This is a genomic window from Streptomyces sp. NBC_00569 (genome assembly GCF_036345255.1).
Lineage (GTDB): Bacteria > Actinomycetota > Actinomycetes > Streptomycetales > Streptomycetaceae > Streptomyces.
Genome location: NZ_CP107783.1, coordinates 773,440 through 798,891, shown reverse-complemented (window position 1 = coordinate 798,891; position 25,452 = coordinate 773,440). Strand labels below are relative to the sequence as shown.

26 protein-coding genes are annotated in these 25,452 nt (G+C 70.3%); 17 read left to right on the top strand and 9 right to left on the bottom strand.

Going from position 1 to position 25,452, the window contains the following annotated elements; genetic code table 11:
• Positions 1-32 precede the first annotated feature (32 nt).
• Positions 33-269 (top strand): chaplin, encoded by a 237-nt coding sequence (locus OHO83_RS03735; RefSeq protein ID WP_266678912.1) that lies wholly within the window; start codon positions 33-35, stop codon positions 267-269.
• Between the two features lie 142 nt (positions 270-411).
• A complete protein-coding gene (locus OHO83_RS03730) occupies positions 412-1,041 on the top strand; it encodes a TetR/AcrR family transcriptional regulator (protein WP_266678914.1) in 630 nt (209 codons plus the stop codon).
• A 19-nt stretch (positions 1,042-1,060) separates the two neighbouring features.
• Here the strand turns inward: OHO83_RS03730 and OHO83_RS03725 are convergent, their stop codons facing one another.
• Positions 1,061-1,699, bottom strand: a complete 639-nt coding sequence (locus tag OHO83_RS03725; RefSeq protein ID WP_406314609.1) for a TetR/AcrR family transcriptional regulator — start codon at positions 1,697-1,699, stop codon at positions 1,061-1,063.
• Between the two features lie 84 nt (positions 1,700-1,783).
• Between OHO83_RS03725 and OHO83_RS03720 the strand changes: the two genes are divergently transcribed.
• Positions 1,784-2,728, top strand: coding sequence for an aldo/keto reductase (locus OHO83_RS03720; protein WP_266678916.1), 945 nt, complete (start codon positions 1,784-1,786; stop codon positions 2,726-2,728).
• Between the two features lie 98 nt (positions 2,729-2,826).
• Positions 2,827-3,792, top strand: a complete 966-nt coding sequence (locus tag OHO83_RS03715; protein WP_330278652.1) for an ankyrin repeat domain-containing protein — start codon at positions 2,827-2,829, stop codon at positions 3,790-3,792.
• Positions 3,793-3,900: 108 nt separating this feature from the next.
• Here OHO83_RS03715 and OHO83_RS03710 read toward each other — a convergent pair whose 3' ends face one another.
• Positions 3,901-4,713, bottom strand: a complete 813-nt coding sequence (locus tag OHO83_RS03710) for a class II aldolase/adducin family protein (protein WP_382474005.1) — start codon at positions 4,711-4,713, stop codon at positions 3,901-3,903.
• A gap of 176 nt (positions 4,714-4,889) precedes the next feature.
• On the opposite strand from OHO83_RS03710, the gene OHO83_RS03705 reads away from it, so the two are divergent.
• Positions 4,890-5,540 (top strand): TetR/AcrR family transcriptional regulator, encoded by a 651-nt coding sequence (locus OHO83_RS03705; protein WP_266678920.1) that lies wholly within the window; start codon positions 4,890-4,892, stop codon positions 5,538-5,540.
• A gap of 86 nt (positions 5,541-5,626) precedes the next feature.
• Here the strand turns inward: OHO83_RS03705 and OHO83_RS03700 are convergent, their stop codons facing one another.
• Positions 5,627-6,727, bottom strand: coding sequence for a haloacid dehalogenase-like hydrolase (locus tag OHO83_RS03700; RefSeq protein WP_330278651.1), 1,101 nt, complete (start codon positions 6,725-6,727; stop codon positions 5,627-5,629).
• Between the two features lie 203 nt (positions 6,728-6,930).
• On the bottom strand, positions 6,931-7,419 hold the full coding sequence (locus OHO83_RS03695) for a GrpB family protein (RefSeq protein ID WP_330280713.1): 489 nt from the start codon (positions 7,417-7,419) through the stop codon (positions 6,931-6,933).
• A gap of 180 nt (positions 7,420-7,599) precedes the next feature.
• Between OHO83_RS03695 and OHO83_RS03690 the strand changes: the two genes are divergently transcribed.
• Positions 7,600-8,472: a class I SAM-dependent methyltransferase gene (locus OHO83_RS03690; RefSeq protein ID WP_330278650.1), complete on the top strand. Its 873-nt coding sequence runs from the start codon at positions 7,600-7,602 to the stop codon at positions 8,470-8,472.
• Between the two features lie 127 nt (positions 8,473-8,599).
• On the opposite strand, the gene OHO83_RS03685 is transcribed toward OHO83_RS03690, so the two are convergent.
• Entirely contained in the window at positions 8,600-9,274 is a 675-nt protein-coding gene (locus tag OHO83_RS03685; protein ID WP_266678924.1) for an SDR family oxidoreductase, read from the bottom strand.
• 123 nt (positions 9,275-9,397) lie between these two features.
• On the opposite strand from OHO83_RS03685, the gene OHO83_RS03680 reads away from it, so the two are divergent.
• Positions 9,398-9,958 carry a TetR/AcrR family transcriptional regulator gene (locus tag OHO83_RS03680; RefSeq protein ID WP_266678926.1) on the top strand — a complete coding sequence of 187 codons (561 nt, stop codon included), beginning with the start codon at positions 9,398-9,400 and terminating at the stop codon, positions 9,956-9,958.
• A 20-nt stretch (positions 9,959-9,978) separates the two neighbouring features.
• Positions 9,979-10,323 (top strand): hypothetical protein, encoded by a 345-nt coding sequence (locus OHO83_RS03675; RefSeq protein WP_330278649.1) that lies wholly within the window; start codon positions 9,979-9,981, stop codon positions 10,321-10,323.
• A 31-nt stretch (positions 10,324-10,354) separates the two neighbouring features.
• On the opposite strand, the gene OHO83_RS03670 is transcribed toward OHO83_RS03675, so the two are convergent.
• Positions 10,355-12,307 (bottom strand): amino acid transporter, encoded by a 1,953-nt coding sequence (locus OHO83_RS03670; RefSeq protein ID WP_266678930.1) that lies wholly within the window; start codon positions 12,305-12,307, stop codon positions 10,355-10,357.
• A gap of 343 nt (positions 12,308-12,650) precedes the next feature.
• On the opposite strand from OHO83_RS03670, the gene OHO83_RS03665 reads away from it, so the two are divergent.
• The 4 genes from OHO83_RS03665 to OHO83_RS03650 all read left to right on the top strand — a co-directional run bounded on the left by OHO83_RS03665 (position 12,651) and on the right by OHO83_RS03650 (position 16,467).
• Positions 12,651-13,415, top strand: a complete 765-nt coding sequence (locus tag OHO83_RS03665) for a DUF4118 domain-containing protein (protein ID WP_266678932.1) — start codon at positions 12,651-12,653, stop codon at positions 13,413-13,415.
• A 217-nt stretch (positions 13,416-13,632) separates the two neighbouring features.
• On the top strand, positions 13,633-15,519 hold the full coding sequence (locus OHO83_RS03660) for an APC family permease (RefSeq protein WP_330278648.1): 1,887 nt from the start codon (positions 13,633-13,635) through the stop codon (positions 15,517-15,519).
• 74 nt (positions 15,520-15,593) lie between these two features.
• Complete coding sequence (locus OHO83_RS03655; protein WP_330278647.1) at positions 15,594-15,998, top strand: GntR family transcriptional regulator; 405 nt, start codon at positions 15,594-15,596, stop codon at positions 15,996-15,998.
• Between the two features lie 58 nt (positions 15,999-16,056).
• Positions 16,057-16,467: a hypothetical protein gene (locus tag OHO83_RS03650; RefSeq protein WP_266678938.1), complete on the top strand. Its 411-nt coding sequence runs from the start codon at positions 16,057-16,059 to the stop codon at positions 16,465-16,467.
• A gap of 70 nt (positions 16,468-16,537) precedes the next feature.
• On the opposite strand, the gene OHO83_RS03645 is transcribed toward OHO83_RS03650, so the two are convergent.
• The 3 genes from OHO83_RS03645 to OHO83_RS03635 form a co-directional block, all read right to left on the bottom strand.
• Positions 16,538-17,566: a S66 family peptidase gene (locus OHO83_RS03645; protein ID WP_329432057.1), complete on the bottom strand. Its 1,029-nt coding sequence runs from the start codon at positions 17,564-17,566 to the stop codon at positions 16,538-16,540.
• A 153-nt stretch (positions 17,567-17,719) separates the two neighbouring features.
• Positions 17,720-19,006 (bottom strand): cytochrome P450, encoded by a 1,287-nt coding sequence (locus tag OHO83_RS03640; RefSeq protein ID WP_266678944.1) that lies wholly within the window; start codon positions 19,004-19,006, stop codon positions 17,720-17,722.
• 29 nt (positions 19,007-19,035) lie between these two features.
• Positions 19,036-20,412, bottom strand: a complete 1,377-nt coding sequence (locus tag OHO83_RS03635; RefSeq protein ID WP_329432056.1) for a glutamine synthetase family protein — start codon at positions 20,410-20,412, stop codon at positions 19,036-19,038.
• A 345-nt stretch (positions 20,413-20,757) separates the two neighbouring features.
• Here OHO83_RS03635 and OHO83_RS03630 point away from each other — a divergent pair, with 345 nt between their 5' ends.
• The 5 genes from OHO83_RS03630 to OHO83_RS03610 are packed head-to-tail and all read left to right on the top strand — an operon-like array spanning position 20,758 to position 25,450.
• Positions 20,758-20,946 carry a ferredoxin gene (locus OHO83_RS03630; RefSeq protein ID WP_100593447.1) on the top strand — a complete coding sequence of 63 codons (189 nt, stop codon included), beginning with the start codon at positions 20,758-20,760 and terminating at the stop codon, positions 20,944-20,946.
• Position 20,947: 1 nt separating this feature from the next.
• Positions 20,948-22,195: an NAD(P)/FAD-dependent oxidoreductase gene (locus OHO83_RS03625; protein ID WP_266678949.1), complete on the top strand. Its 1,248-nt coding sequence runs from the start codon at positions 20,948-20,950 to the stop codon at positions 22,193-22,195.
• Positions 22,196-22,208: 13 nt separating this feature from the next.
• Positions 22,209-23,015 (top strand): acetoacetate decarboxylase family protein, encoded by an 807-nt coding sequence (locus OHO83_RS03620; protein WP_266678951.1) that lies wholly within the window; start codon positions 22,209-22,211, stop codon positions 23,013-23,015.
• Between the two features lie 34 nt (positions 23,016-23,049).
• Complete coding sequence (locus tag OHO83_RS03615) at positions 23,050-24,513, top strand: aldehyde dehydrogenase (protein ID WP_330278646.1); 1,464 nt, start codon at positions 23,050-23,052, stop codon at positions 24,511-24,513.
• Positions 24,506-25,450 carry a 3,4-dihydroxyphenylacetate 2,3-dioxygenase gene (locus OHO83_RS03610; protein ID WP_330278645.1) on the top strand — a complete coding sequence of 315 codons (945 nt, stop codon included), beginning with the start codon at positions 24,506-24,508 and terminating at the stop codon, positions 25,448-25,450. The genes OHO83_RS03615 and OHO83_RS03610 overlap by 8 nt, the downstream gene beginning before the upstream one ends.
• The last annotated feature ends 2 nt before the right edge of the window (positions 25,451-25,452 follow it).

Sequence of the window (25,452 nt, the reverse complement as noted above, 5' to 3'; positions counted from 1 at the left end):
CGGAAGTACCGTCATCTCACTTGAGGAGCAGAATGCGTATCCGGACCCTTATCGTCACTGCCGCCCTGGGTGCTGCCACCGTCCTCGCGGGTGCCGGCGTGGCCAGCGCCGACAACGAGGCGGACGGCGTCGCCGGCAACTCGCCCGGTGTCATCTCCGGCAACGTCATCCAGGTGCCGATCGGCATTCCGATCAACGCCTGCGGTGACTCCGTCAGTGTCATCGGTCTGCTGAACCCCGCTCTCGGCAGCGGCTGCGCCAACGGCTGATCCGGCGCCGGAACACCACGGCTGGGCCCGCCCGGGTCACTCTGGGCGGGCCCGGTTCCGTACCGGGTCGTCCGGGGCGCGGTGACCTGACCGCTGCCGCGTAAAATGGACCGGCAGGTCCACAGTGGCAGCGAGGAAATCCATGATCACCAGCGGGACGACGGTGGTGCGCCTGACCGCGAAAGGCGCCGCGACCCGGCTGCGCATCGTCGAGGGCGCCGCCGCCGAGATCAGGGAACGGGGCGCCGCGACGACCACGCTCGACGACATCCGCGCCCGCACCGCGACCAGCAAGAGCCAGATCTTCCACTACTTCCCGGGCGGCAAGGACGAACTGCTCCTCGCCGTCGCCGCCCTGGAGGCGGAGCGGATCCTGGAGGACCAGCAGCCCCACCTGGACGACCTCGGCCGCCTTGACACCTGGCAGGCGTGGCGCGACTGGCGTGACACTGTCGTCCGGCGCTACGAACGCCAGGGCGTCAACTGCCCCTTGGGCGTGCTCATGACTGAGCTCGGCCGCAGAACGCCCGCCTCGCAGCAGCTGACCGGGCAACTGCTCGCCCAGTGGCAGTCCGCGCTGAGGGACGGGGTGCGGTGCATGCAGCGCAGCGGGCGGATGGATCCCGCGCTGGACGCCGACCGTACGGCGGCCGCCCTGATCGCCGCGGTGCAGGGCGGGGTCACCGTCCTCATGGCCACCGGCGGCATCGCCCATCTGGAGGCGGCGCTGGACACGACGTTGGAGCTGCTGGGCCGGTTCGACGCGCAGTGACCCAGCGGCCCCATCGCCCTTAAGGGTGTGCCTTCGGGCGCACGGCGTCGACGACGAGATCGAGCAGCCGGCCGGTCTGCTCCGGCGAGTTGCTGTTGGCGGCTGTCGACAGGAACGCACCGAAGACGATCGCGGTGACGTCGTCCGGGTCGACGTCACCGCGGAGCGACCCCGCTTCGGCTCCCGCTGTCAGGATCGTGCCGATGGCCGCTGTGATGCGTTCGCGCGTGGTCGGGGTCGTGATCCGTCCCGAGGCCCAGCCGGCGCGCAGCGTGTCGATCATCCCGCGCTTCGTCGCCGTGAACTTCGCGTAGTTGTCCAGCCAGGCGCGGAGCGCGACATCGGGCGGGAACTCCTCGAGCAGCGCGGGAGCGCTCGTGGTGACGGCGTCGAGCTCGGCGGCGTAGACGGCCTCGACGAGCGCCTCGCGGGTGGGGAAGTGGCGATAGAGCGTGCCGATCCCGACGCCTGCCTCGCGGGCGATGCCCTCCAGCGCGACGGTGTCGTCCGCGGCGGCGAAGGCGGCCCGCGCGACAGTGACGAGGTTCTCGCGGTTGCGCTGTGCGTCCGCCCGCAGAGGGCGTTCGGCGCGCCCGGCCCCGTCGGCGGGCGGAGGTGTGCCAGGGGGTGCGCCGGTGGGCGTCGGTTCCGGAGTCAAAGCGGAGGTCCCTCCGGTAATGGTACGGTCGATAGAGCGGAGGTTCCTCCGCTTACGCCAATCGTCCCACAGGAGCGACTTCCTATGACGACCACCGGCACATCTTCCCCCGACACCACGGCCACGGGCGCGGCACGCCCCGGAGGCCCCGGACAGCTCGCGGGCCGCACCGTCTCGCGCGTCGGCTTCGGTGCGATGCAGCTGGAGCGCCTGCGCGAGGACCGCCGCGGAGCCCTTGCCCTCCTGCGCCGCGCGGTCGAGCTCGGTGTCGACCACGTCGACACCGCCCATTTCTACGGCAACGGCTTCGTCAACGGGCTCCTGCGCGAGGCGCTCCGGCCCGAGGACGGCGTACTCGTCGTGAGCAAGGTCGGCGCCGACCCGGATCCGGGCGGTCGCATCCCCCTGCGCCCCGCGCAGCGGCCCGAGGAACTTCGCGCGAGCGTCGAGGACAACCTCAAATCCCTGGGTGTCGACCAGGTCCCTGTCGTGAACCTGCGGCGGCTCGACTCCGGGCCCGGGCTGCGGGCCGAGGGTGACCAGGCGGTCGACATCGACGACCAGCTCGCGGCCATGACCGCGATGCGCGACGAGGGCATGATCGGCGCGATCGGTCTGAGCAGTGTGACGGCCGAGGGACTGCGCCGGGCGATCCCGGCGGGCATCGTGTGCGTGCAGAACGCGTACAGCCTCGTGGCCCGAGACGACGAGGCCATGGTGGAGACGTGTGCCGCCGAGGGAATCGCCTGGGTGCCGTACTTCCCGCTCGGTGGTGCGTTCCCCGGCATTCCGAAGGTGACCGAGGAGCCCGCGGTCCTGGCTGCCGCGCAGTCCCTCGGCAGTACGCCGTCACAGGTCGGCCTGGCCTGGCTGCTCCGGCACTCCCCGAACACGCTGCTCATCCCCGGGACCGCGGACCCCGGCCATCTCGAGGCCAACATCGCCGCGGGCGCGATCACGCTCGACGAAGCGACGGTCGCCGCGCTCGACGCCGTTCCGTCGCGCTCGGCGGACGTACGCATCGGCTGATCGCCCCCGCCGGGCCTGCGTTGTCAGACCCCTCTGCGATGGTGTTCGTACGGGGGCGGCGCAACGAACTGCTCGTGCGGGCACGGGAGGGGCGGAGGATGGCACAGGTCAACGGCGGCTGGTCGGACGTGAAGTGGGAGGACTGGCAGGACGCGGACAACATCCGGCGTCGTCTCGATCAGGGGGCCGATCCCGAGGCGTGGGGCGGGGGGCGGCCGTTGCACCGGGCGGCGGCCTTCGGCTCACCGGAGGTCGTGGCGGAACTGGCGCGACGTGTACGGGATGTGGACGCGCTGGACGACGGGACGACCGCGTTGTGGGAGGCGGTCATGGGCGACCGGCCGGACAACGCACGGGCGTTGGCCGCCGCCGGGGCCGATCCATGGCGACCCCAGCTCGGCGGTTGGTCGCCCGGCCGGCTGAGCCTGGCCGGACCGGCACCGGACCTGTTCCCGGTGCCCGAGGGCGGACGCGGCCTGACCGAGGCCGAGCGCACGATGGCGCGGGAGGGCAGACGCCTCGTCGAGGCGCTGGGCACCTTCCACTACGAGGGCACGGGCCTCGCCTGCGTGGCCGGGATCGACGCCCAGGAGGCGATGCGCCGTCTGGAGGCGAAGCCCGCGGACGGCGAGGACCTGGAAGAACTGCTGGACGACCCCTACGCGTACGACAAGGACGAGAGCCTCCAGACCATCGGAGTGACGACCGTGCCCGGCGGGTGCGTCGTCACCCAGCCCTGGGGCTACGCACCCCAGATGCCAGGTGTGATGACCATGCTGTCCGCCGGCACCTACTGCTACGGCCTGTACGCCAACCCCAAAAGCGGGAACCAGGGCATCATCGCGCGCGACGGGGTCATCGAAGGCTCGGACCTCCACCCGGGCGGTGGACCGGACCACGGCGACACGTCGGAGGAGGTCCTGTTCTCCTACCTCTTCCAGCACAACGCGGTGGCCTACTCCTGCGCCCGTGCGGGCCTGCGCCTGACCGACGCGCGCGCCGTCATCGGGCCACCGGACGTGTGGGTCGAACTGCCCCGGCGTGACTACTGGAAATACTCGTGACCACGGACGTGCCCCTCACGCGTCACCGCGAGCAGGCACGGCTCGGTGCGCGGCGACGGCCGCGTACCGTTCGGCGCCGAACCGCCGGTGGGCCCGGGGCGGGGGCGTTCAGTCGAAGAGGTCCGGCTGCTCCTCGATGATCTGGTCCCACAGCGGCCGGAGCTGGAACCACCCCGACAACGGGCTGCCGATCTGCTCCCGTACCTGGAGCGCCGTGTCCCGGTCGATGGGGTACGGCGTGCCGGCCGCCATGGCCAGGAGCTGCGCCTGGCAGGACCGCTCCATCGTGATGAACCACCAGGCGGCCTCGGCCACGCTCTGACCGACCGTCAGCAAGCCGTGGTTGGCGAGAATGACGGCCTTGTGCGGGCCGAGCGCCTCACCGATCCGCCGGCCCTCCTCGGTGTCGTTCACGACTCCGCGGAAATCCTCGTAGAGCCCGTGGTCCTCGAAGAAGGCGCAGGCGTCCTGAGTCAGAGGGTCGAGCCTCCGGCGGAGCGTGGAGAACGCCTTGCCGTGCACGGAGTGGGCGTGGGCCGCGGCGACGGCGTCCTCGCGGGCCTTGTGCACTTCGGAGTGGATGCAGAAGGCGGCGCGGTTGACGGGGTGACTGCCCTCGACGACGTTTCCGTCGTGGTCGACGAGGACGAGGTCGGAGACCTTGATCTGGGTGAAACTCATGCCGAAGGGGTTGACCCAGAACCACCGCGGGTTCTCCGGGTCCCGCGCCGTGATGTGTCCCGCCACGCCCTCCGAGAATCCGAACTTACCGAACAGCCGGAAGGCCGCGGCCAGTTCCTGCTTGCGGTGCAGCCTCTCCTGCTCCACCGAATCGAAGGTGGGCGGGAGCATCGCCTTGAACCCCGGCGGTACCGGCCCGACGCCGGTGTGGGGTGCTGTTGTCGCAGCGAACGTGTCCATCGATTGCCTCCTCGTGAGCGCCGAACGGCACAGGTGCGCGTGCGGCGCCAAGCCGGACAAGGGGTGAGGGCACCCGTATGTGATACAGCACCGCATGAGATACAGACCTGTATCCGATACAGTGCTGTATCGTGGTGCGGGTCACATCGGGGTGTCAATGGCCAGGGAGGGACGCGTTGCCGAAGGGGCCCACCAAGCGTCGCCCGCAGACGACTGCGCGGCTGCTGGAAGCGGCGCAGGAGGCGTTCGCCGAGCGCGGCTTCTACGGAACCTCGATCGAGATGATCAGCGAGCGGGCCGGGCTCACGCGCGGGGCGTTCTACTCCAACTTCCGCAACAAGGAAGAGCTTTTCTTCGCCCTGTTCGACCTGCACGCCCAGAGCGTCGTCGACCGTCTGACGCAGGCCGTCGCGGAACTCGAGCACTCGGACGACCCCGTGCGTGCGGTACTCGCGAGAACGGGCACCGTCGACGCGGCCGAGCGCCGCTGGTACCTGCTGTCCACCGAGTTCACCCTGCACGCCATCAGGCATCCCGAGACGGCACGTCTCCTCGCGGAGCGGGACCGCGGACTGCGCGAGGAGATCGCCGGCATACTCGCGCGCCTCTTCACCAGTATCGGCCGCAGCCCCACAGTCGACCTGGACTCCCTGGCCCGCCTGACGACTGCCGTTCACGAAGGCTCCCTGGCCCAGAGCCTCGTGGAACCCGACCAGTTGGCACCCGAGGAACTGGCCGTCACCTTCCTGCCCGTGCTGATCGACGCGGTCTCGGAGCCTTTGTCGCCGGGGGCGGGCGCACCACACAAGCAGCCGCACCCGAAATAGCCGCGTCCGAAACAGTCAGGCCGAGGCGGCCACGACCGACATGGCCGCGCTCCTCACGGAACGCGGCTACACGGATCTCGCCGGCGTCAGCGGATCTGTTCCGGTGTCACGGTCAGCCACTGCTTGTCCGCAGTCACCTTCTGGCCCAGCTCCTTCTGGCGTTTCGCGCCCGCGGCCTTCATGCCGTCGATCTCCTTCATGTAGCTGTCCTTGCGGTTGACCCACACGCGCACGCCGCCGTGCTCCACGTCCGTCGATCGCAGCAGCATCGGACCATCGCTCTTGGGAGTGTCGCCCGCCGCCAGGACGGGCTTCTGCCAGGCGTCGATGTACGTGCTGATCGCGGCGGGCTTGCCCTCGTACCAGGTGGACGGTGCCCAGAGAGTGGACGTCAGTTCGTGGTCGGCGAGCTTCGCCTGGTCGTAGTGGCCGGCGGCGATCTCCTTGCGGGAGCTGGTGACTTCACCCGTCCTGCGGTCCTTGAGGAGGGCGGAGACTCCGAGTACGTTCTCGGGCCGGACGCCGTAGCCGTACTCGGGGTCGGCGAGCACCATCCGTACGAGGTCCTCGCTCGCGGCGCTCACCACATACACCTTGATGCCGTGGGCGCTCAGCGTGCGGTAGAGCTCCTGCATGCCCGTCGAGAACTGCGGCGGCTTCACCCCGCCGGGCAGCGGCTTGTCGTAGGCGAGCAACTCGTCGATGTATCCCTTGAGTTGCTTCAGCGTGAACCCGGAGAAGATCTGCGCGGCCCACGGGTACGACACCTGGTCGTCGATGTCGCACAGGCGGGCGTAGTACTCGGTCAGCGTCTCCTTGTGCGTGGCCGTGTCCTTGAACGGAATGATCTTCAAGGACGGGTCCATGGTGTCGCGCGTGAGGACGCCCTTCATCTCCAGGAAGGGGAGCAGGGCCTCTTCCAGGTCGTTGCGGTACGTGGTGTTGTCCGCGTCGAAGACCGCGTACGCGCCCTGGTGGTCGTGCGCGGCGATGACCTTCGCCAGCTTCTTCGCCACCGGCGCCGGCCAGTGCTTGAGCTCCGCCGCCACGGCACGCTGCTGTGCGCCGTCCGCCGCCGCCGTGGCCTCGGTGTCCGGCCAGAGATCGCCCGCGGCGACCACCGTGCCGGTGAGGGCGCCCGCCACGCCGAGGAGGACGAGCTTCTTGCGCATCGGGTGTCTGTTCACGGCGCGCAATGCTAGGGCGAGCGGCACGGATTACCCATGATCGAAATCATGGAGTGGGGACGCGGGGTGCGGGTAGGCGCGATATCGGCGCCTGCGACCGGGAGTTGGTGCAACGGCCGCCCTCCGTAGTCACGCGGACCCCGGTGGACTCCGGCGTGTGACGGTCCAGGCGGTCTCCGCGGCCCACCGTTCGGCCCCAGCCGTCAGGACTTCGGTGGCGGGCGCCTTGATCTGGCCGTACTCGCACAGGTCGGACACGCTCGCCGCCAGCCGCTGTTTGAACGCTCCCCACGCCCGCGGGCCGGCTCGTCGGCGCGCGGGTAGTCGCGGAACAGGAGCGCGTGGCGGGCGTTGAGGCCTGAGCCCTCCCGCAGACGGATGTTGCAGGGCCTGGCGCCGACCGGAGGCGCGAAGACGAGCTTGCGACACGGGACCCCGCCGGAGACTTCCGCACGGTTCCAGGGTTCGCGCCGACACCGGAAGCCGATCGCCGAGAGCGGGGCGACGTCCCGCCCCTCGTCGATCGACCGCACCCGGATCTGGACGTCGATGCAGTCCTTGGCCGCCAGACCCGGCACCGCGGTGGACCCCACGTGATCGATGTCCCACGCCACCCCACCCATGGCCGCCCGCGACTGCCCGGCCAACTGCTCGAACTCCAGCGGCCACTGCGGCCGGTGGTCGACGACCATCACGGGGCCGATCCCATCGGGAAACGGAATGTGACCGCACGCTACCGTCCGGTCGAAGCGCCCGTGCTCGTCAGGGCCACACGGACCTCAGCCCGTGTCCCGGCACCCCACCGGTTCCAGCCGTGGAATCATCGGGCCGCCGGACACGTGCGGGAACTCTTTGACGGGCGGTGGGTGGGGATGGGAGCGGGCTGGGAGTGGGACGACAGCCTGTTCGCGGGGACCGCTCGCCACTACCGGCGCGGGCGGCTGCCGTACGCCCCAGGGCTGGCGGGCACGCTCGCCGAGGTTCTGCGGCTCGACGGGCGAGGGCGGCTCATCGATGTCGGATGTGGACCAGGTGTGATCGCGCTGAGCCTGGCGCACCTGTTCAGCGAGATCGTCGGCGTGGACCCGGACCGCGGAATGGTCGCCGAAGCGGCGCGTGAAGCCGCCGAACAGGGCGTGGCCGGGAAGGCGCGGTGGGTCCAGGCCCGGGCCGAGGATCTGCCGGCCGGCCTCGGCACGTTCGACGCCTTCGCCCAGTCCTTCCACTGGATGGACCGCGATCTGGTTGCCGTGACCATCAAGGGCATGCTCAAGACGGGCGGGGTGCTCGCGCACATCTCGGATCTGAAGACGCAGACAGGACAGGGGACAGAGACAGGTACGGGTACGCAGACGGGAACCGTCGGGGGGCTGCCTCATCCGGCGGCCCCCCGCTCGGCCATCGACGAGCTGGTGCGGCAGTATCTCGGGCCCGTCCGCCGGGCCGGCCGGGGCGTTCTCCCGCACGGGACGCCGGGCGGTGAGGCCGCGGTGCTCACCTGGGCGGGATTTTCCGGCCCACAGCGCCATGTCGTGCCCGGCGGACAGCCGCTGGAACGCAGCGCTGACGATCTGGTCGCCGGGGTGTTCTCGATGTCGTTCTCGGCGCCGCACCTCTTCGGCACGCGCCGCTACGCATTCGAGACGGACCTGCGCCAACTCCTGCGTGAGGCCTCCCCGTCGGGCCGGTTCTGCGAGCGTCAGCCGAGCACGGAGATCTTCGTCTGGCGCAACGGCCCCCGCTGAGCACGCGCCCCCTCCCTCCGTGGCTGCCTGCGTGATCGGAATCGGCGGGATGGTGCTGTCAACGCAGCCCGTGAGGAGGGTGGTCGGCTGTCGGCCACGTCGTGAGGCGGTCGGCCTCGCGCCGCATTCAAGCGGCGGCGAGGCCCTGCTTGACCTGCCGTGTGACGTCGTCGGCGAGGATTTCCGGGAGGCCGTCCGCCACGGCATCGAGGGCCTGGGCTGCCACATCCGCGGGGTCGACCTTCTGGTCGGCCGCGACGCGGGTGGCCATGTCGGTGTCCATGTAGGCCACGTGCAGAGCGGTGACCGTGATGCCGCGGGGGGCCAGCTCCTCGCGCACGGCGTTCGTCTGCGCCCACGTCGCGGCCTTCGTGGCCGCGTAGGATCCGAGACCGGCCGGGTGCAGCCAGGACAGCGCGGAGAGCACGTTCAGCACCGCGCCTCCGCCGTTGCCCTCGATGACCGGGGCGAACGCCCGCGTCAGGGCGAGCGGCCCGAAGAAGTTCGTCTCCAACTCAAGGCGTACCGCGTCCAGTTCGCCGCTGATGAGAGTCGCTCCGGTGGAGATCCCGGCGTTGTTCACGAGCAGTGTCGCGTCGGATGCGACGCGGGCCGCGGCCCGGACCGACTCTTCGTCGGTCACGTCCAGGCGGAGCGGGGTGACGCCTGCCAGATCCACGGTCTCCGGGCGCCGCGCCGCCGCGTACACCTTCGCTCCGCGCTGTACGAGCTGGTCGGCCAGATGGCGGCCCAGCCCTCGGTTGGCCCCGGTGACGACAGCGACCGCGCCCTTGAGTTCCATGTCCACTCCCGGTGATTCGGGGGCCCGGTGACCGGGTCCGCCAAGTAGATGACGTACATAATCTAAACAGGGTCTAGGATAGATGGCAACCGACATCCAATGGGGAGAGCGGGGAGGTGGCCGATGGGCCGCGTATCGCAGGCGCAGGCGCTGGAGAACCGCAGGCGCGTCGTGGAGAACGCTTCCCGGCTGTTCCGGGAGCAGGGGACGCATGTCAGCGTCGCCGACCTCATGAAGGCGTCCGGCTTGACCCATGGCGGTTTCTACAAGCAGTTCGCCTCCAAGGAGGCGCTCGTCGACGAAGCCACCGCCCACGCGTTCGACGAGCTCACCCGGCGTCGCGCGGCCGGCCTCGAGCAGAGCGACGGGCAGCGCGATGCCGCGCAGCAGGCGCTGATCGACGTCTATCTCTCCGTCGCGCACCGCGACAACTCGGCGGACGGCTGTCCCGCCGCCGCTCTCGCCTCCGACATGGCCCGCGGGTCGGGCGACCGCGAGGCGCGCCGCGTGTACAGCGAGGGGGTCGGTGACTTCGCCGACTGGCTCGCCACCGACGATCAGGACGGCATGGCCCGGCTGTGCACGATGGTCGGGGCGCTCGTCCTGGCCCGCGCCACCAGGGAGTTCCCGCTCTCCGAGGAGATCCTCACCGCCGCACGGGACGCTCTGACGTCAGCCGATTGACGGCACTGCCGGGGCGTCGCGTGTCTACCGATTCGCTGCCCGACGTCGTCCTCCGACGCCCAGTGGGCCGGCATCTCTTCGCTGATGCCGACGACGGCGGGCGCGAGGGTCGTGGCCGGCTCGCGGCCCGGGTCGGTGATGGTGACGAGCTTGCGCCGCTGGGGATCCCGATGGTCCTGTACCTCGCCGAGCAAGAGGTGCGCACGAGGAGAGGTGGCAAGTCCGTCATGAGCTGTCTGCTGCCCGGGCGGTTCGAGGGCCGGGCCGCGGGAGTCACAGCCCCGTTCGCGAACTCGTTCCCGGATGACGTGCGGCAGCGGGTGGTCGCGGACTGGGCCAACTACGCCTACCCGGACGTGAGTTGAGTGACGACCGGCTCGACGCCCGCGGAGGCGTTCAGCCCACGTGGACGTGGGGGCGGCGGGCCGGGTCGGGCTCGGCCTCCCGCAGGACCTCGCGGGTGACGGGGGCCACCTCGCCCTGGCCGAAGAGAAAGAAGCGCAGGAAGTTGGCGAGGGGGTTGCCCTCGGTCCACTCGAAGTAGATGTGGGGAACCCGGCCGGTGGTGTTGCGGATGTGCAGAAGCAGGGCGGCCAGGGCGTTGGGGATGGAGGAGCCCTCCAGGGTGAGGACCCGGTAGCGGTTGTGCAACACCTCGCCGCGTACGTTCAGATCCCCCTCGAATTCCGACGGGTCGAGCACCGTGACCTCGACGAAGACGAAGTCCTCCTGGGCCGGGACGTCGTTGTCGTGGCGGATCTGGTCGATCTTCTGGCGGTACTCGGCGATGTCGCGGTTGTCGGGCTCGTTCGCGATGAACCTGATCCTGCGGCTGGCGATGTCGCGTACGAAACGCTCGGCCATGGCGTCGAACGTGACGTGGGTGACGCGCAGTTCGAAGGCGCGGGCCAGCCGGGAGAGAAGCGAGACGAGGATGATGCCGGCGATGAAGCAGGCACCGATCTTGACGCCGTCCGGGCGCTCGATGACGTTGACGACCGTCGTGTAGAGGAACACCGCCGAGATGACGCCGAAGCCGATGGCCCAGTTGCGCTGCCGTGCCTTGCGCGCGGCGATGGTCACGGCGATCGCGGCGGAGCAGATCAGGACGAGGACACCGGTCGCGTAGGCACCGCCCTGGGCGTCGACGTCGGCGTCGAAGATCCAGGTCACCAGGAACGCGATCAGGGTGAAGACGATCACCATCGGACGTACGGCGCGGGCCCAGTGCGGCGCCATGCCGTACCGCGGCAGGTAGCGGGGCATCAGGTTGAGGAGCCCGGCCATCGCGGAGGCGCCCGCGAACCACAGGATCGCGATGGTGGAGATGTCGTAGACCGTGCCGAAGGCGCTGCCCAGGTACTCGTGCGCCAGATACGCCAGCGCCCGGCCGTTGGCCTGGCCGCCGGACTCGAACTCCTTCTCCGGGATGAGCAGCGTGGTGATGAAGCTGGTGCAGACGAGGAACACACTCATGATCACGGCGGCCGTGGTGAGCAGCTTCTTGGCGCCCCGGATACGGCCTGTCGGCCGCTCCTCGGTGTCGGTGGGGTCGCCCTTCACGTGGGGCATGACCGCCACGCCGGTCTCGAAGCCGGAGAGGCCGAGGGCGAGCTTGGGGAAGACCAGCAGAGCGACGCCGATCATGGCGAACGCGTTGCCGTGTTCCGCGGTGAGCGCCGTGGACCAGTCGGTGATCACATGCTCCTTCGTGATCACGTGCCAGAGGCCGGTCACCACCACCACGACGTTGAGCGAGAGGTAGATGCCGACGAGGACGACGGCGACGCCGATCGCCTCCAGGAACCCCTTGAGGAACACCGCGCCGAGCAGGGCCACCAGAAAGAGGGTGATGACCATCTGCTTGTTGTGCAGGGTCTCCGTCAGATGAGGGTTCTCCACGAGGTGGGTGGAGGCGTCCGCCGCCGACAGAGTGATGGTGATGAGGAAGTCGGTCGCGGCGAAGCCCAGCAGGGTGAGAACGAACAGCTTGCCCTTCCAGAAGGACAGCAGCCGCTCCAGCATCGCGATCGAGCCCTCTCCGTGCGGGCTCTCCTCGGCGACCCGGCGGTACACCGGCAGTGCACCCACGAGGGTGACGATCACCAGCACGATGGTCGCCACTGGCGACAGCAGCCCGGCCGCGAGGGCCGCGATGCCGGGCTGGTAGCCGAGGGTGGAGAAGTAGTCGACGCCGGTCAGACACATCACGCGCCACCAGGGCTGCCCCTTGTGGGACGGCTCCGGCTCGGCGGCCGCCCCCTGGGGGGTGGTCTTGGCCATGTCGGACAGGCCCTCGAGCATCCACGCGCGCAGGCGACTCTTACGGTGCCCGTGGGTGGTGGCCATCGGTGTACTCCTGACGTGCTGCCCAGCCCGGGGTCCCGGCCATCACACGGACACCGGGGCCGACGTCCACAGCTCGCGAGACCCGGGCCCACGCCCGGCTCCGTGCTGAGAGGAACGGTGCCGCTCGTCCGTGCCGCCATTGTCACCACCGGCCGGAGGATCGGCACGGCGACGGAGCGCAACCGGCGGGGGTGCCGACCGGGCGATGGACGGTGTTCACGCCACGCAGCACACTGGAAAGCAAGGCAGGTCACGCGGCCGCCCCCGCGCTTCGCGGGGCGGGCGGAGTACCCCCGTGATACCTAGTTCTGGGGGCGGTGCCCGAGAGCTGGAGGCGACGCGTATGACCGGCAACCCGCTGACCGGCCACCCCGTGCGGGACCGGATCGCACTCGCCGTGGGCCTCGTCGGCCCGTTCCTCGTCGCGCTGGTGCTGGTGCCCTTCCGCACGGACCTCTCGGCCACCAACGCCGCCCTGATCCTGGTCGTGGTGGTCGTCGCCGTGGCGGCCGTCGGCAGTCGTGCGGCGGGCGCTGTCGCGGCGCTGTCGGCGGCGGCCTGGTTCGACTTCTTCCTCACCCGTCCGTACCAGCGGTTCAGCATCACCGACTCCGATGACGTCGAGACGGCGGTGCTGCTCCTGGTCGTCGGGGTGATCGTGTCGCAGCTCGCGGCCCGCGCACGCCGGCTGAAGGTGGTCACGGTGACGGACGCGGAGTACCTGGCGCGCATCCACGGGACCGCCGACCTCGCCCAGTCCACCACGTCCGCGGACGCGGTCGTCGGCCATGTGCGTGAGCAGCTGACCGAACTGCTCGGACTGCGGGCCTGCCGATTCGAGTACGGCACCCTCCTGGGGCGGCCGCCGCGCCTGGAGCAGGACGGCAACGTGGTGGTCGGCCGCAGGCGCTGGGACGTCGACAGCGGGGGCTGGCCCGACGGCGAGGTCGAACTGCGCGCGTACGGCAACGGCCAGTACCTCGGCCGCTACATGCTCACGCCCGGACCCGGCCCCGCCCCGTCGCTCCAGGCCCGCCTCGTTGCCGTGACACTCGCCGATCAGACGGGTGCGGCGCTGGACATCACACGCCCGGCGAAGGGCGCCTGAGGGCCGGGGCAGACGCTCGCGCGGTGCCGTGGGGCCGGCAGCGGCCGGCACGTCGCGACCGTCGTGGAGACGGCCGGTGAGCACGGCTCCCTGCCGCGACGTATGGAGCGCGTGAAGAGTGCTCCGGCGTCCGTATGGATCACGGCAAGAGGGCTGGGCCCTTCGCCGCACGGCACTCACGCTGGTCCTCGAATTGCTCAACCGGAGGACCGGCAACATGGCCATGCAGACAGGCGGCGCGAACACGGCGGAGGACGGCGGGGGAGTCCACGAACCGCCTGATACCGGCGGAACGGCGGCTGCCCGCGCCGGTGACCGGCACAAGCTCACCGCGCTCCAGGGGCTCGCCGCGCTGTCGCTGGACGCGATGGCGTCGGTGGCGTACGGACCGGAGTCGATCGTTCTGGTGCTGGCCGTGGCCGGTGCCTACGGAATGGGGTTCACGCTTCCCGTCACGCTGGCGATCGCCGGGCTGCTCGCGGTGCTGGTGGCCTCGTACCGCCAGGTCATCGCCGCGTTCCCGGACGGCGGCGGCTCGTACGCCGTGGCCAAGCGGCACCTGGGCCGTCGCACCGGCCTGGTCGCCGCCGCCTCCCTGATCCTCGACTACGTGCTGAACGTCGCGGTCTCCGTCACCGCCGGAGTCGCCGCACTCACCTCGGCCTTCCCACAGCTCTACGGCGAACGGACCTGGATCTGCCTCGGCGTCCTCGTCCTGGTCACGGCCATCAACCTGCGGGGCGTGGTCGACTCGGCCAGGGCGTTCCTGCTGCCGACCGCCCTGTTCGTCGGCTCGATCCTCGCGATGATCGTGGTCGGGCTCTTCCGGGACGGCCCGGTCAGCACCGCTTCGGCCGACGGCCACCCGTCCGGTCTCGGCCACAGCGCCACCACCGTGGGGGCCTTGCTCCTGCTCAAGGCGTTCGCGGCAGGCTGCTCCGCCCTCACCGGAGTGGAGGCCGTGGCCAACGCGGTGCCGTCCTTCCGCGCCCCGGCCGCCCGGCGCGCCCAGCGCACCGAGGTGGCGCTCGGCGCTCTCCTCGGCGTGATGCTGATCGGCCTTTCCGTCCTCATCGGCCGCTTCCATCTCCAGCCGGTCGAAGGCGTGACGGTCCTCGCGCAGCTCGCGGACGCCTCGTTCGGCCACGACGTGGCCTTCTACGTGGTGCAGTTCGCGACGATGGTCCTCCTCGCACTCGCCGCCAACACGTCCTTCGGCGGACTGCCCGTACTGATGAGCCTGCTGGCCCGCGACAACCACCTCCCGCATGTGTTCGCCCTCAAGGCCGACCGGCAGGTGCACCGGCACGGGGTGCTCGCGCTGGCCCTGGTCTCCGCGCTGCTGCTGGTGTTCTCCGGCGGCGACACGAACACCCTCGTCCCGCTCTTCGCGATCGGGGTGTTCATCGGCTTCACCATCTGCCAAATCGGCATGGTCCGGCACTGGTACGGCGACCGGGTCAACGGCTGGCGGGCGAAGGCCGTGCTGAACGGCTTCGGCGCCCTGCTGACCGGCGTCGCGGGAGTGGTCGTCACCGCCACCAAGTTCACCGAGGGCGCATGGCTCGTCGTCCTCGCCCTGCCGCTGCTGGTCCTCGGCTTCGAGCGGGTGCACCGCGCCTACGGCCTCATCGGCGAGCGCCTCGAACTCGGCCGTATCCCCGAACCGCCCAAGCGCACCCACTCGCTGGTCGTCGTACCCGTCTCGGGCCTGTCCAGGCTGACGTGCAAGGCGCTCACCGCGGCCCGTTCGCTGGGCGACGAGGTGCTGGCGATCACCGTCACCCATCCTGCCCCGGAGGACCGTCGCGAGGCCGAAGCGCTGTACCGCGACTGGGAGTTGTGGAACCCGGGCATCGATCTCGTCGAGCTCAGCTCACCCACGCGCGCCCTCGGCCGCCCCGTCTCCGCCTACGTACGCGAACTGTCCGCCACCCGTCCGGACTCCCAGATCACCGTACTGATCCCCGAAACCGAGTCCGCGCGCCTCTGGCAGCGCCTTCTCCAGAACCAGCGCGGCTCCGTCGTCGCGCACGCGGTGCACCGCGACACCGACGCGGTGATCTGCCGACTCCGCTTCCGTATCGACGCCGACGGGCGCTGAACGGCCATCGCTTCCCCTTCTTCAGCCCCGCTGTCAGCAAGTTGTCTTACTGTCGTAAGACAACGGGAGAAGCAGTGATCGAGTTCGTACTTGACGGCCGTTCACGGGCGGCCACCTACATGCAACTCGTGCTCCAGGTGCGCCAGGCTCTGCGGGTCGGTCTCGCCGAGCCCGGGGACCAGCTGCCCAAGGTGCGACAGGTGGCTCAGTCGCTGGCGATCAATCCGAACACCGTGCTGAAGGCGTACCGCGAGCTCGAACTCGAAGGACTGGCGGAGGGGCGCCCAGGCGTGGGCACCTTCCTCGTCGGCACCCTCGCCGGCCCGGCCCTGGCCCACCAGGCCGGGCTGCGCGAGGACCTGCTGGCTTGGCTGCACAAGGCCCGGGCCGCGGGTCTGGGCCGCGAGCACATCACCGCACTGATCGACACCACTCTGCGCACCACGCTCGACGCACCGCCGGTCGAGGACGTCTCGTGACCAGTTGGGGGATCGGACATGACGAACATGGCGCTTCGCACGCCGGGTCCTGCCGGCCATGGCGGTCACCCTCGCCGGATTCGCCGTCGTACGTATCGCCGTCGAAACGCTCGGCCGGGCCCACTACATGCCCGCCAAAACCCTGAACTACGGCCTGGCGAGCTCCCAGGGGCCGAACCCCGCGTCGAGCGACTGGATTCTCAGCCAGGGGCTGCGCGACGGCGCCGGGAAGCTCGTGAGGGAGAACGCCCAGGTGGGGTGCCCGCCCACCAACGAGGGCAAGGGCGGGGCGAGTTCGTGCCTGGACCAGATGGCTCATCAGGGACTGGGACCCGGCTCCCACAACTGGCAGCTCTACCAGCCCGGCGACAGGTTCTGGGCCTTCCAGAGCATCGAGACGGGCGTCTTCCTCGCTCTGGCGGCGCTCCTGGTCTTCCTGGCCGTGCGCCGGATCCGTCACATCGCCTGACGGGGGAGTGGGCGCTTCTTCGGGCGGGAGGGCTCTGGGCCGATGGGCCCGGTCCCTCCCGCCGGCGTCGTCAGGCCAATGTCTGCGTGAGTTCGCTTCGGGTCGACGTGTGAACGATGCGGCCGAGCGCGCCGTTGACGATGGGCATGTAAGGCGGGATGTGGCCGCATTCCAGGTCGGCGACGATCGGCACGTTCAGGGAGCCGAGTGCGTCGAGCACGGCCTCGTGCTGGGTGAGGGTGCGGCGGTCCGGTGCGTTGGTCCGGCCGACGAGGATCGCGTTCGCGTGGTCGAAGAGACCGGCGAGCTTCATGCCGTGCAGGTTCCGGCAGATGGTGAAGGCGTTGTCCTCGCACGCCTCGACGTAGACGAGGAGTCCGTCGGGGGCCTCGTCCCGGGCGAAGGCCGAGGCGTCGAGGTAGGGGGTTCCCGCGAGATCGCACAGCGTCTCGATGCAGCCCCCGATGAGCCGTCCCTCGGCCTCCACGTCACCGCTGCCGTCGAGCCGGGTCCAGGTGCCCTGGGCGTTCAGCGTGTAGTCGCGGATGTCCGGGTAGACGGCGAAGTCGTCGAAGCCGCCGGAACGGTGGCGGCCGGGCGGAGTCTGCGTGAAGCGGTGGCCCGGGGGAGCGGCGACGATGTCGAGCCACGTCAGCAGTCCCTCGGGTACGCGATAGGGCGTGTCCATGAGGTTGTTGCCGTGGACGGTCACGGTGCCGGTGAGCAGGGTCAGCGGCGTGATGAGGGTCGAGATGTCGGAGAACCCGACGAACCAGGTCGGCTCGGCGTCGCGCAGCCGGTCCCAGTCGAGCAACGGGACCAGATCGATCGCCGTCTCCCCGCCCCACGGCGGGACGACCGCCCTGATGCTGGGATCGGTCAGCATCGACATCAATTCGTCCGCACGATCGGCGGCCGAGGCACTGACGTGCCGGGACCCGTCCATGCACCGCCCGACCACCACCTCGTACCCACGGTCCTGCACCTCACGGACAGCGACCTGGAGGCGCGCACTCATCTCCTTCGGGACACCACTCGACGGAGAGGTGACACCGATACGGTCACCGGGACGCAGGGGGCGCGGATATCGAACCGACATGCGCGGATTCTGGCACGAAGCGCTGCGCGGCCGACAGGGGTTTATGAGGCGCCGAAGTCGCCCGCCACGGACGGGAAGACGGGTGTTGCGGCTGCGCGAGCTGATCGATCTCGCGCAGCGTCTCTGCGGCGGGTGACAGTCGGGGAGGGCTTGTCAGGCCAGTGTGACCTCCACGGGGAGCTTCTTGATTCCGTTGACGAAGTTGGAGCGGACGCGCGGCACCTCGCCCGTGAGGCGGATGCCGGCCAGGCGCGGGATCAGCTCCTCGAACATGATGCGGATCTCGGTGCGGGCAAGGAGGTTGCCCAGGCACAGGTGCGGGCTTCCCTTGCCGAAGGTGACGTGGTCGTTGTCCGCGCGGGCGACGTCGAAGTCGTACGGGTTGCCGAAGACCTTCTCGTCACGGTTGCCGGAGGCGTACCACATGACGACCTTGTCGCCCTCCTTGACCTGCTTCCCGCCCAGTTCGACGTCACGGGTCGCGGTGCGGCGGAAGTGGTAGACGGGGGACGCCCAGCGCAGGAACTCCTCGACCGCCGTCGGGATCAGAGAGGGGTCCTCCTGGAGGCGGGCCAGCTGCTCGGGGTGCTGGAGCAGTGCCAGCATGGAGTGCGTGATGGTGTGGCGGGTGGTCTCGTTGCCGGCGACCACGAGGAGCAGGAAGTAGTTGTCGAAGTCCTGTCCGGACAGCGGCAGTCCGTCGCGGGGGGTCTCGTTGACGAGCTTGGAGACCAGGTCGGTGCCGTTTCCGCCGCGTCGCTGACGGGCCAACTCGCGTCCGTACTCGAAGACTTCGAGGGAGGCGGGGGAACGGAACGGCAGGTGGCGGTACTTCTCGCTCTCCTCGCTGCCGAGGAGCACGTCCGCGTAGTCCGGGTCGGTGTTGCCGATGATCCGGTTGCCCCAGTCGATGAGCTGCTGGTTGTCCTCCGGCGGCACGTCCAGGAGGCGGGCCAGTACGTTGATGGGGAAGTCGGCGGAGACCTCCTTGACGAAGTCGAAGCTGCCCTTGGCGAGCGCCGTGTCCAGGGTCTTGGCGGTCAGCCCGCGCAGGAAGTCGGTGTAGCTGTTGATGACGCTCGCGCCGAACTGGCGCTGGAGCAGGCTGCGCATCGCGCGGTGACGCACTCCGTCGAGTTCCAGGATCGAGGCGCGGGTCTTGATCTGGTCGTCGTCCACCTCTTCGAGGTTGACGAATTTGGTGGAGGTGAACGTCTCGGCGTCGCGGTCGACGCGTGCGATGTCCTCGTGCCGGGTGACGGCCCAGAAGCCCGAGTTGGGGGCCTCTTCCGGCTGCCAGTGGACCGGGTCCTCGTGGCGCAGGGTGTGGAACATGCGCCAGGGGGTGACGCCGTCGGTGAAGTTGTCGAGGTCGGCGAGGTCGACGTCGGCGAGCGGCATGGGTTCGGTCGGGTCGAGGGCGTCGGTCGGGTTCGTCATGAGGGTGCTCCTGAAGGTGGTGCGGCAGGTCAGAGGTGGTAGGAGTACTCGGTGAACTCCCAGTCCGTGACGTGGTGGTTGAAGCGGTCGACCTCGTCGCGCTTGTAGGTGAGGAAGGACTCGGTGAAGTCCTTGCCGAGGACCTCGGTCAGCGCGTCGTCCGCTTCCAGGGCGTCGAGTGCGGCGGGCAGGGTCGTCGGCAGCATCTGGGACTTCTCGGGGTCGTAGCCGTAGCCCTCCAGGGGCGCCGGCGGCTCCTTGCCGTCCTGGATGCCGAGGAGCGCGGCGGCGCACAGCGCCGCGGTCGCGAGATAGGGGTTGGCGCTGGCGTCGCCGAGCCGGAGCTCCAGGCGGGCGCCGGAACCGCGCTCGGGCGGGATGCGGACCATGGCGCTGCGGTTGTCGAGGCCCCAGTCGATCAGCCACGGCGCGAGCGTGTCGGGTCCGAAGCGCTTGTACGAGTTCACGGTCGGGTTGAGCAGGGCCGCGAGCGCGGGTGCGTGGGCGAGGATGCCGGCGATGGCGTGGCGGGCGGTGTCCGACAGACCGTAGGCGCCCGAGGGGTCGTCGAAGACGTTGCCGCCCTCCTCGGCGACGGAGTCACCGGCGGCTTCGCCGGAGAAGTGGAGGTGGAAGCCGGAGCCTCCCGCGTCGTTGAAGGGCTTGGCCATGAAGGTGGCCAACTTCCCGTCCTTGCGGGCGAGTTCCTTGACGGCCGCCTTGAAGAGGAAGGCGCGGTCGGCGGCGTCCATCGCTTCTGAGTGGGTCAGGTTGATCTCGAACTGGCCCGCGTCGAACTCGTGGTTCGCGCTGATGACGCCGATGTCGAGATCGCGCAGCTTGCGCAGGGTGGGCAGCAGGTGGTTCTCGGCGTCGGCGCGCAGTCCGGCCGTGTAGACGACCCCGGCGACGCCCTGTCCGTAGCGGCGCCAGCCGGTCGGCGCGGCCGTGTCCTGTTCGAGCAGGAAGTACTCGAGCTCGGGGCCGACGACAGGTCGCAGCCCCGCCTGTGTGCAGCGGGCGAGCACCGAGCGCAGCAGATCGCGCGGGGACTCCGGGCTGGGGGAGCCGGTCGCGGGGTCGGTCGTCTCGCCCAGGCACCAGGCGACGCCCGGCTCCCAGGGCAGCCCGCGGGCGGTGGAGAGGTCGGGTCGTACGGTCACGTCGGGAAGGCCCGCGTCGAGGCCGCCCCGGACCGGGACCACGCCGCCCTGCGGGGTGGTGTGGTAGACCGCGCGGCAGAAGGCGAGGCCGTGGTCGCAGGCCGAGGGCAGATGGTCGAGCAGGACGTCACGGGCGCGGTCGGTGCCGATCAGGTCGGGGTACGTCACCCGGACCACGTCGATGCCGTCGGCGGCGAGCCGGTCCATGGCGGTGCGGACTTCTGGGGTGTCTTGAGCGCTCACCGATGTCTCCTCGGCGGATGTGAACGGGGGCGTGGTGGCCGGCAGCCGGGCGGGGTGGCCCGCCCGGCGAGGGCCCGGCGTCGGGCTGCGGACGCCAGACCGGCGTCCACCCGTTGTTTGGTGCCAAACGGTATGGACGGCCGCACCGCTCCGCAAGGGGTGCAGGGAAAGAATTTATCCATCTGGATAGCTCTTGACCAGGGTCCGTTCGCTTCTTATGTTGTTTGAAGCCAAACGAGTTGGGGAGTGCGGCCATCCGTACCCCTTTGGCAGGGGCCCGGCCACGGAGCCGGGCCCCACTTCCCTCAGTGCGCCCCGACGCCCTCACCTCCAGGAGGACCGGCCATGAAGGTCGTCGTCGACATGAACAAGTGCCAGGACCACGGACAGTGCGTCTTCTCGGCCCCCGACGTCTTCCAGCTGGACGACACCGGGCGCCTCGCCTACGTCAGCGACCCCGACGACGCGCTGCGCGACGAGGTCGAGGAAGCCGCCGACGTGTGTCCGCTGCAGGCCATCCGGATCGAGGCCTGAGATGGCCGAGACGGGACACGGCGTCCCCCGGAGTCCGGGGCGCGTCGTCGTGGCCGGTGCCTCGATGGGCGGCCTGCGCGCCGCCGAACAGCTGCGCGCAGCCGGCTGGACGGGCACGATCACGGTCATCGGCGACGAGCCCCATATGCCGTACAACCGGCCGCCGTTGAGCAAGGACGTGCTGGCCGGTACCGCATCCTTCGAGTCGCTCGCGTTCACGCCCCGCGCGAGCGCGGCGGACGTCGAGTGGCGGCTGGGCACGACCGTTGCCTCCGCCCGCCTCGACGAGCGCGTCGTCGGGCTCGACGACGGTACGGAACTCGCCTTCGACGGTCTGGTCGTCGCCACCGGAATGCGGCCGCGCAGACTGCGCTGCGACGGTCCCTCGGGTCCCGGCAGCGGCCGGCACACCGTGCGAACCCTCGCCGACGCCCGGGGCCTGCGTGACGAACTGACCCGGCCCGGCGTTCGCGTCGTCGTCATCGGTGCGGGCTTCATCGGCTGCGAGGTCGCCGCCACCGCCAAGGGCCTCGGCGTCGGCGAGGTGACGGTGGTCGACCCCGAGCCGTTGCCGATGCTCCGCCCGCTCGGCGAACTCCTGGCCCGCTCGCTGCACCGGCGCCACGAGGAACGCGGCGTGCGCTTCGCCCTCGGCGTGGGTGTCGCGGGCCTGGAGGGCGAGGACCGGGTGACCGGTGTCGTCCTGACCGACGGGACGGTGCTTCCGGCCGATGTGGTCGTGGAGTCCGTCGGCTCGGTCGCCAACACCGAATGGCTGGACGGCAACGGCCTGGATCTGTCCGACGGGGTCCTGACCGACGAGCAGCTGCGCGTCGGCGGCCACCCGAACGTCGTCGCCGTCGGCGACGTCGCCCGCTTCCCCAACGCCCGCTACGACGGCGTACCCCGCCGCGTCGAGCACTGGTCGATCCCCACCGACACCGCCAAGCACGCCGCGAAGAGCCTCGTGGCCCATCTCGTCGGCAGCGTGGCGCAGCCCGCGCCGTTCGCCCCGTTGCCCACCTTCTGGAGCGACCAGCACGAGTTCCGGCTGCAGTCCTTCGGCGCACCCGCCCTCGGCATCGCCGACGTGCGCGTCCTGGACGGCGACCCGGAAGGTGACGTCCTCGTCGGCTACCACTGCGACGACCGGCTCGTCGGGGTGGTCGCGCTCGGCGGCCCCGCCGCCACCACCGGTGCCGCCCGCTACCGCGCCCAGCTCCTCGCGCAGCCCGCCCTCATCTCGTAAGGAACCCCCAGTCATGGCCAGCGTCCGTGGATACTTCCACCCCAAGACGGCGACCGGCGACGCCTCGCTGATTCCCTCCCCGCCGTGGCACTACTCCGGCGACCTGCTCACCGTCGAGTACCGCACCGACCCCGCCCGGGTGCGTGAACTCCTGCCTGAACCCCTGGAGCCGGCCGACGACGACCCCGGCGCCGTCGCGCTGATCTGGGCCGACTGGCAGTCCTGCGCCGCGGACGGGAGCCAGCTGCTCGACCCCGTGCTCGCCCAGTACAAGGAAGCCTTCGCGGTGGTGCGCTGCCAGTACAAGGGCCGCACCTACTCACGCTGCGTGTACATCTGGGTCGACAAGGACTTCGCCGTCGCGCGCGGCCTGCACCAGGGCTACCCGAAGAAGCTCGGCTCCATCCACCAGACCCGCCCCCACCCCTACGGGCCCGCCCCGCGGATCGAAGCCGGCGCCCGCTTCGGCGCGACCCTCGCCGCGGCCGACCGCCGCCTGGCGCAGGCCGTGGTCACCCTGCGCGAACCGTCCGAGACCAACGGCTTCGTCAACAGCCACCCGATGGCCCACCACCGCTGGCTGCCCTCCGTCGAGAAGGGCAAGGGACTGGCTCTCGACGAGCTGATCGAGACCGGTGCCGCGTCCTTCGAGGCCGGTCAGGCGTGGATCGGTGACGCGGAGCTGGAGCTGTTCGAAGCGCCCACCGAGGAGCTGGCCCGACTGGAGATCAGGGAGCCGATCGCCGCCTACTACCGGCAGGTCGGCGTCGTGTGGGACGGCGGCACGCTGCTCGAGTCCGGCACCTCCGGAGCCGAGTGACTCCCGCCCACCACATGCCACTTGGAGACTGGACATGAGCGAACACACCCTCACCGTGGCCGGTGTCACCGTCGACACCCGGCACTGGATCGGCGGCGAACGCGTCGCCTCCGCCGACACCTTCGTGGACGTCTCGCCGATCGACGGGAGCGTCCTCGGCGAGATCGCCCGCGGCACGGCGGCAGAAGCGTCGGCCGCCGTCGCCGCGGCCCGCGCGGCCTTCCCCGGCTGGGCGGCCACCCCGCGCGCCGAGCGGGCCCGGATCCTGCACGCCGTCGCCGACGCCGTCGAGAAGCGCATCGAGGACCTCTCGATCGTCGAGACCCACGACAACGGCGCCCTGCTGCGCTCGCACCGGCGCGGAGTGATGCCACGCGTGGCGCACAACTTCCGCTTCTTCGCCGACTGGCTCGTGGGCCTCGGCCACGACGACTTCGACACCCGCGGCCACACCAACCACGTCAGCTGGGACCCGGCGGGCCCCTGCGTGCTGATCACCCCGTGGAACGCACCTCTGATGCTGGCCACCTGGAAGATCGCCCCGGCGCTCGCCGCCGGCAACACCGTGATCCTCAAGCCCGCCGAGTGGTCGCCCCTCACCGCCTCCGTGTTCGCCGACATCGCCGCCGAGGCGGGACTCCCCGCCGGAGTCCTCAACGTCGTGCAGGGCTACGGCGCCGAGGCCGGCAGCGCCCTCGTCACCCACCCCGACGTGCGCCGCATCAGCTTCACAGGATCGGTGCCCACCGCGAAGACCATCGCCGCCGCGGCAGCCGCCAACCTGGTGCCCGCCAGCTTCGAACTCGGCGGGAAGTCACCACTGCTGGTGTTCGCGGACGCCGACCTCGACCTCGCCGTCGACCTGGCCGTCGAGCAGTACGACAACGCCGGACAGGTGTGCCTGGCCGCGACCCGCATCCTCGTCGAGGAGACGATCGCGGAGGGGTTCACCCGACGCTTCACCGAGAAGGCCTCGGCCCTGCGGCAGGGAGACCCGCGCGACGAGACCACGGACATCGGCCCCACCATTCACACCCGCCAGCTGGAGAAGATCGACGGCTTCGTGCAGCGGGCCCTCGCCGCCGGCGCCCGCGCCGTCATCGGCGGCCGACGGGGCGAAGGCCAGTACTACGCGCCGACCCTGCTCACCGATGTCGCCCAGGACTCCGAGATCGTGCAGGAGGAGGTCTTCGGCCCCGTCCTGACCCTGCAGACGTTCACCGACGAGGACGAGGCGGTCCGCCTGGCCAACGACACCCGATTCGGGCTCGCCGCGACCGTCGCCACCGGCGACCGCGGGCGCGCCGAGCGCGTCACGGACCGGCTCGTCGCCGGCACGGTCTGGGTCAACTGCTTCTTCGTACGCGACCTCCAAGCACCCTTCGGCGGCTCCCGGCACTCCGGAGTGGGCCGCGAGGGAGGCACCTGGAGCTTCGACTTCTACTGCGACCTCAAGAACACAGTGACGGCGCCGAAGGGCTGGCGGGACCATGGGTGAGATCGTCGGGGCAGGGCTGCTCGCCCACGTGCCCACCGTCGTGCTCCCGCAGGAGACACGCCTGGAACTGAACGAGGGCAAGGAGATCACCCTCGTCACCGGCCTGCACGAACTGCGGCGCGAGGTCTTCGAGCGGGATGCCCCCCAGGAGTACGACACCGTCGTCGTCCTGGACTCGCACTGGGCCACCACCGTCGAATTCGTCGTCACCGCCCAGCAGCGCCGGGCCGGCCTCTTCACCTCCGAAGAACTGCCGCGCGGCATGTGCCGGATGCCCTACGACTTCCCGGGCGACCCGGAACTCGCCGAGAACATAGCCGGGTTCGCGGACAAGCACGGGACCTGGATCACCGCGATCGACGACCCGTACCTGCCGATCTACTACGCCACGACCAACCTGTGGAAGTTCCTCGGCGAGGGCCTGCCCGACAAGAAGTGGGTCACCATCGGCGTCTGCCAGACCGGTGACATGGAGGACCACCTGCGCCTCGGACGAGCGCTCGCCGACGGTATCGCCGCCACCCCGGGCCGCCGCGTCCTGCTCATCGCCTCGGGCGCCCTGTCGCACACCTTCTGGCCGCTGCGGCAACTGCGTGACCACGAATCGAGCGACCCCGCGCACATCTTCACCCCCGAGGCCCGCGAGGCCGACCACGAACGCATCGCCTGGTTCAAGGAAGGCCGCCACGACAAGGTCATCGACACGATGGCCGAGTTCTGGAAGTTCAAGCCCGAGGCCAAGTTCTTCCACTACCTGATGATGGCGGGCGCCCTCGGCGAGCGCGCCTGCGTCGCCAGGGCACGCCAGTACGGCGAGTACGAGAACTCGATCGGCACCGGCCAGGTCCACCTGTGGTTCGACCGCCCCGCCGGCGGCTGGACCGGCAGCGGCCTGCCCGCACGACCCGCCCCGCACAACCCCCACCGCCGCGCCTAGGA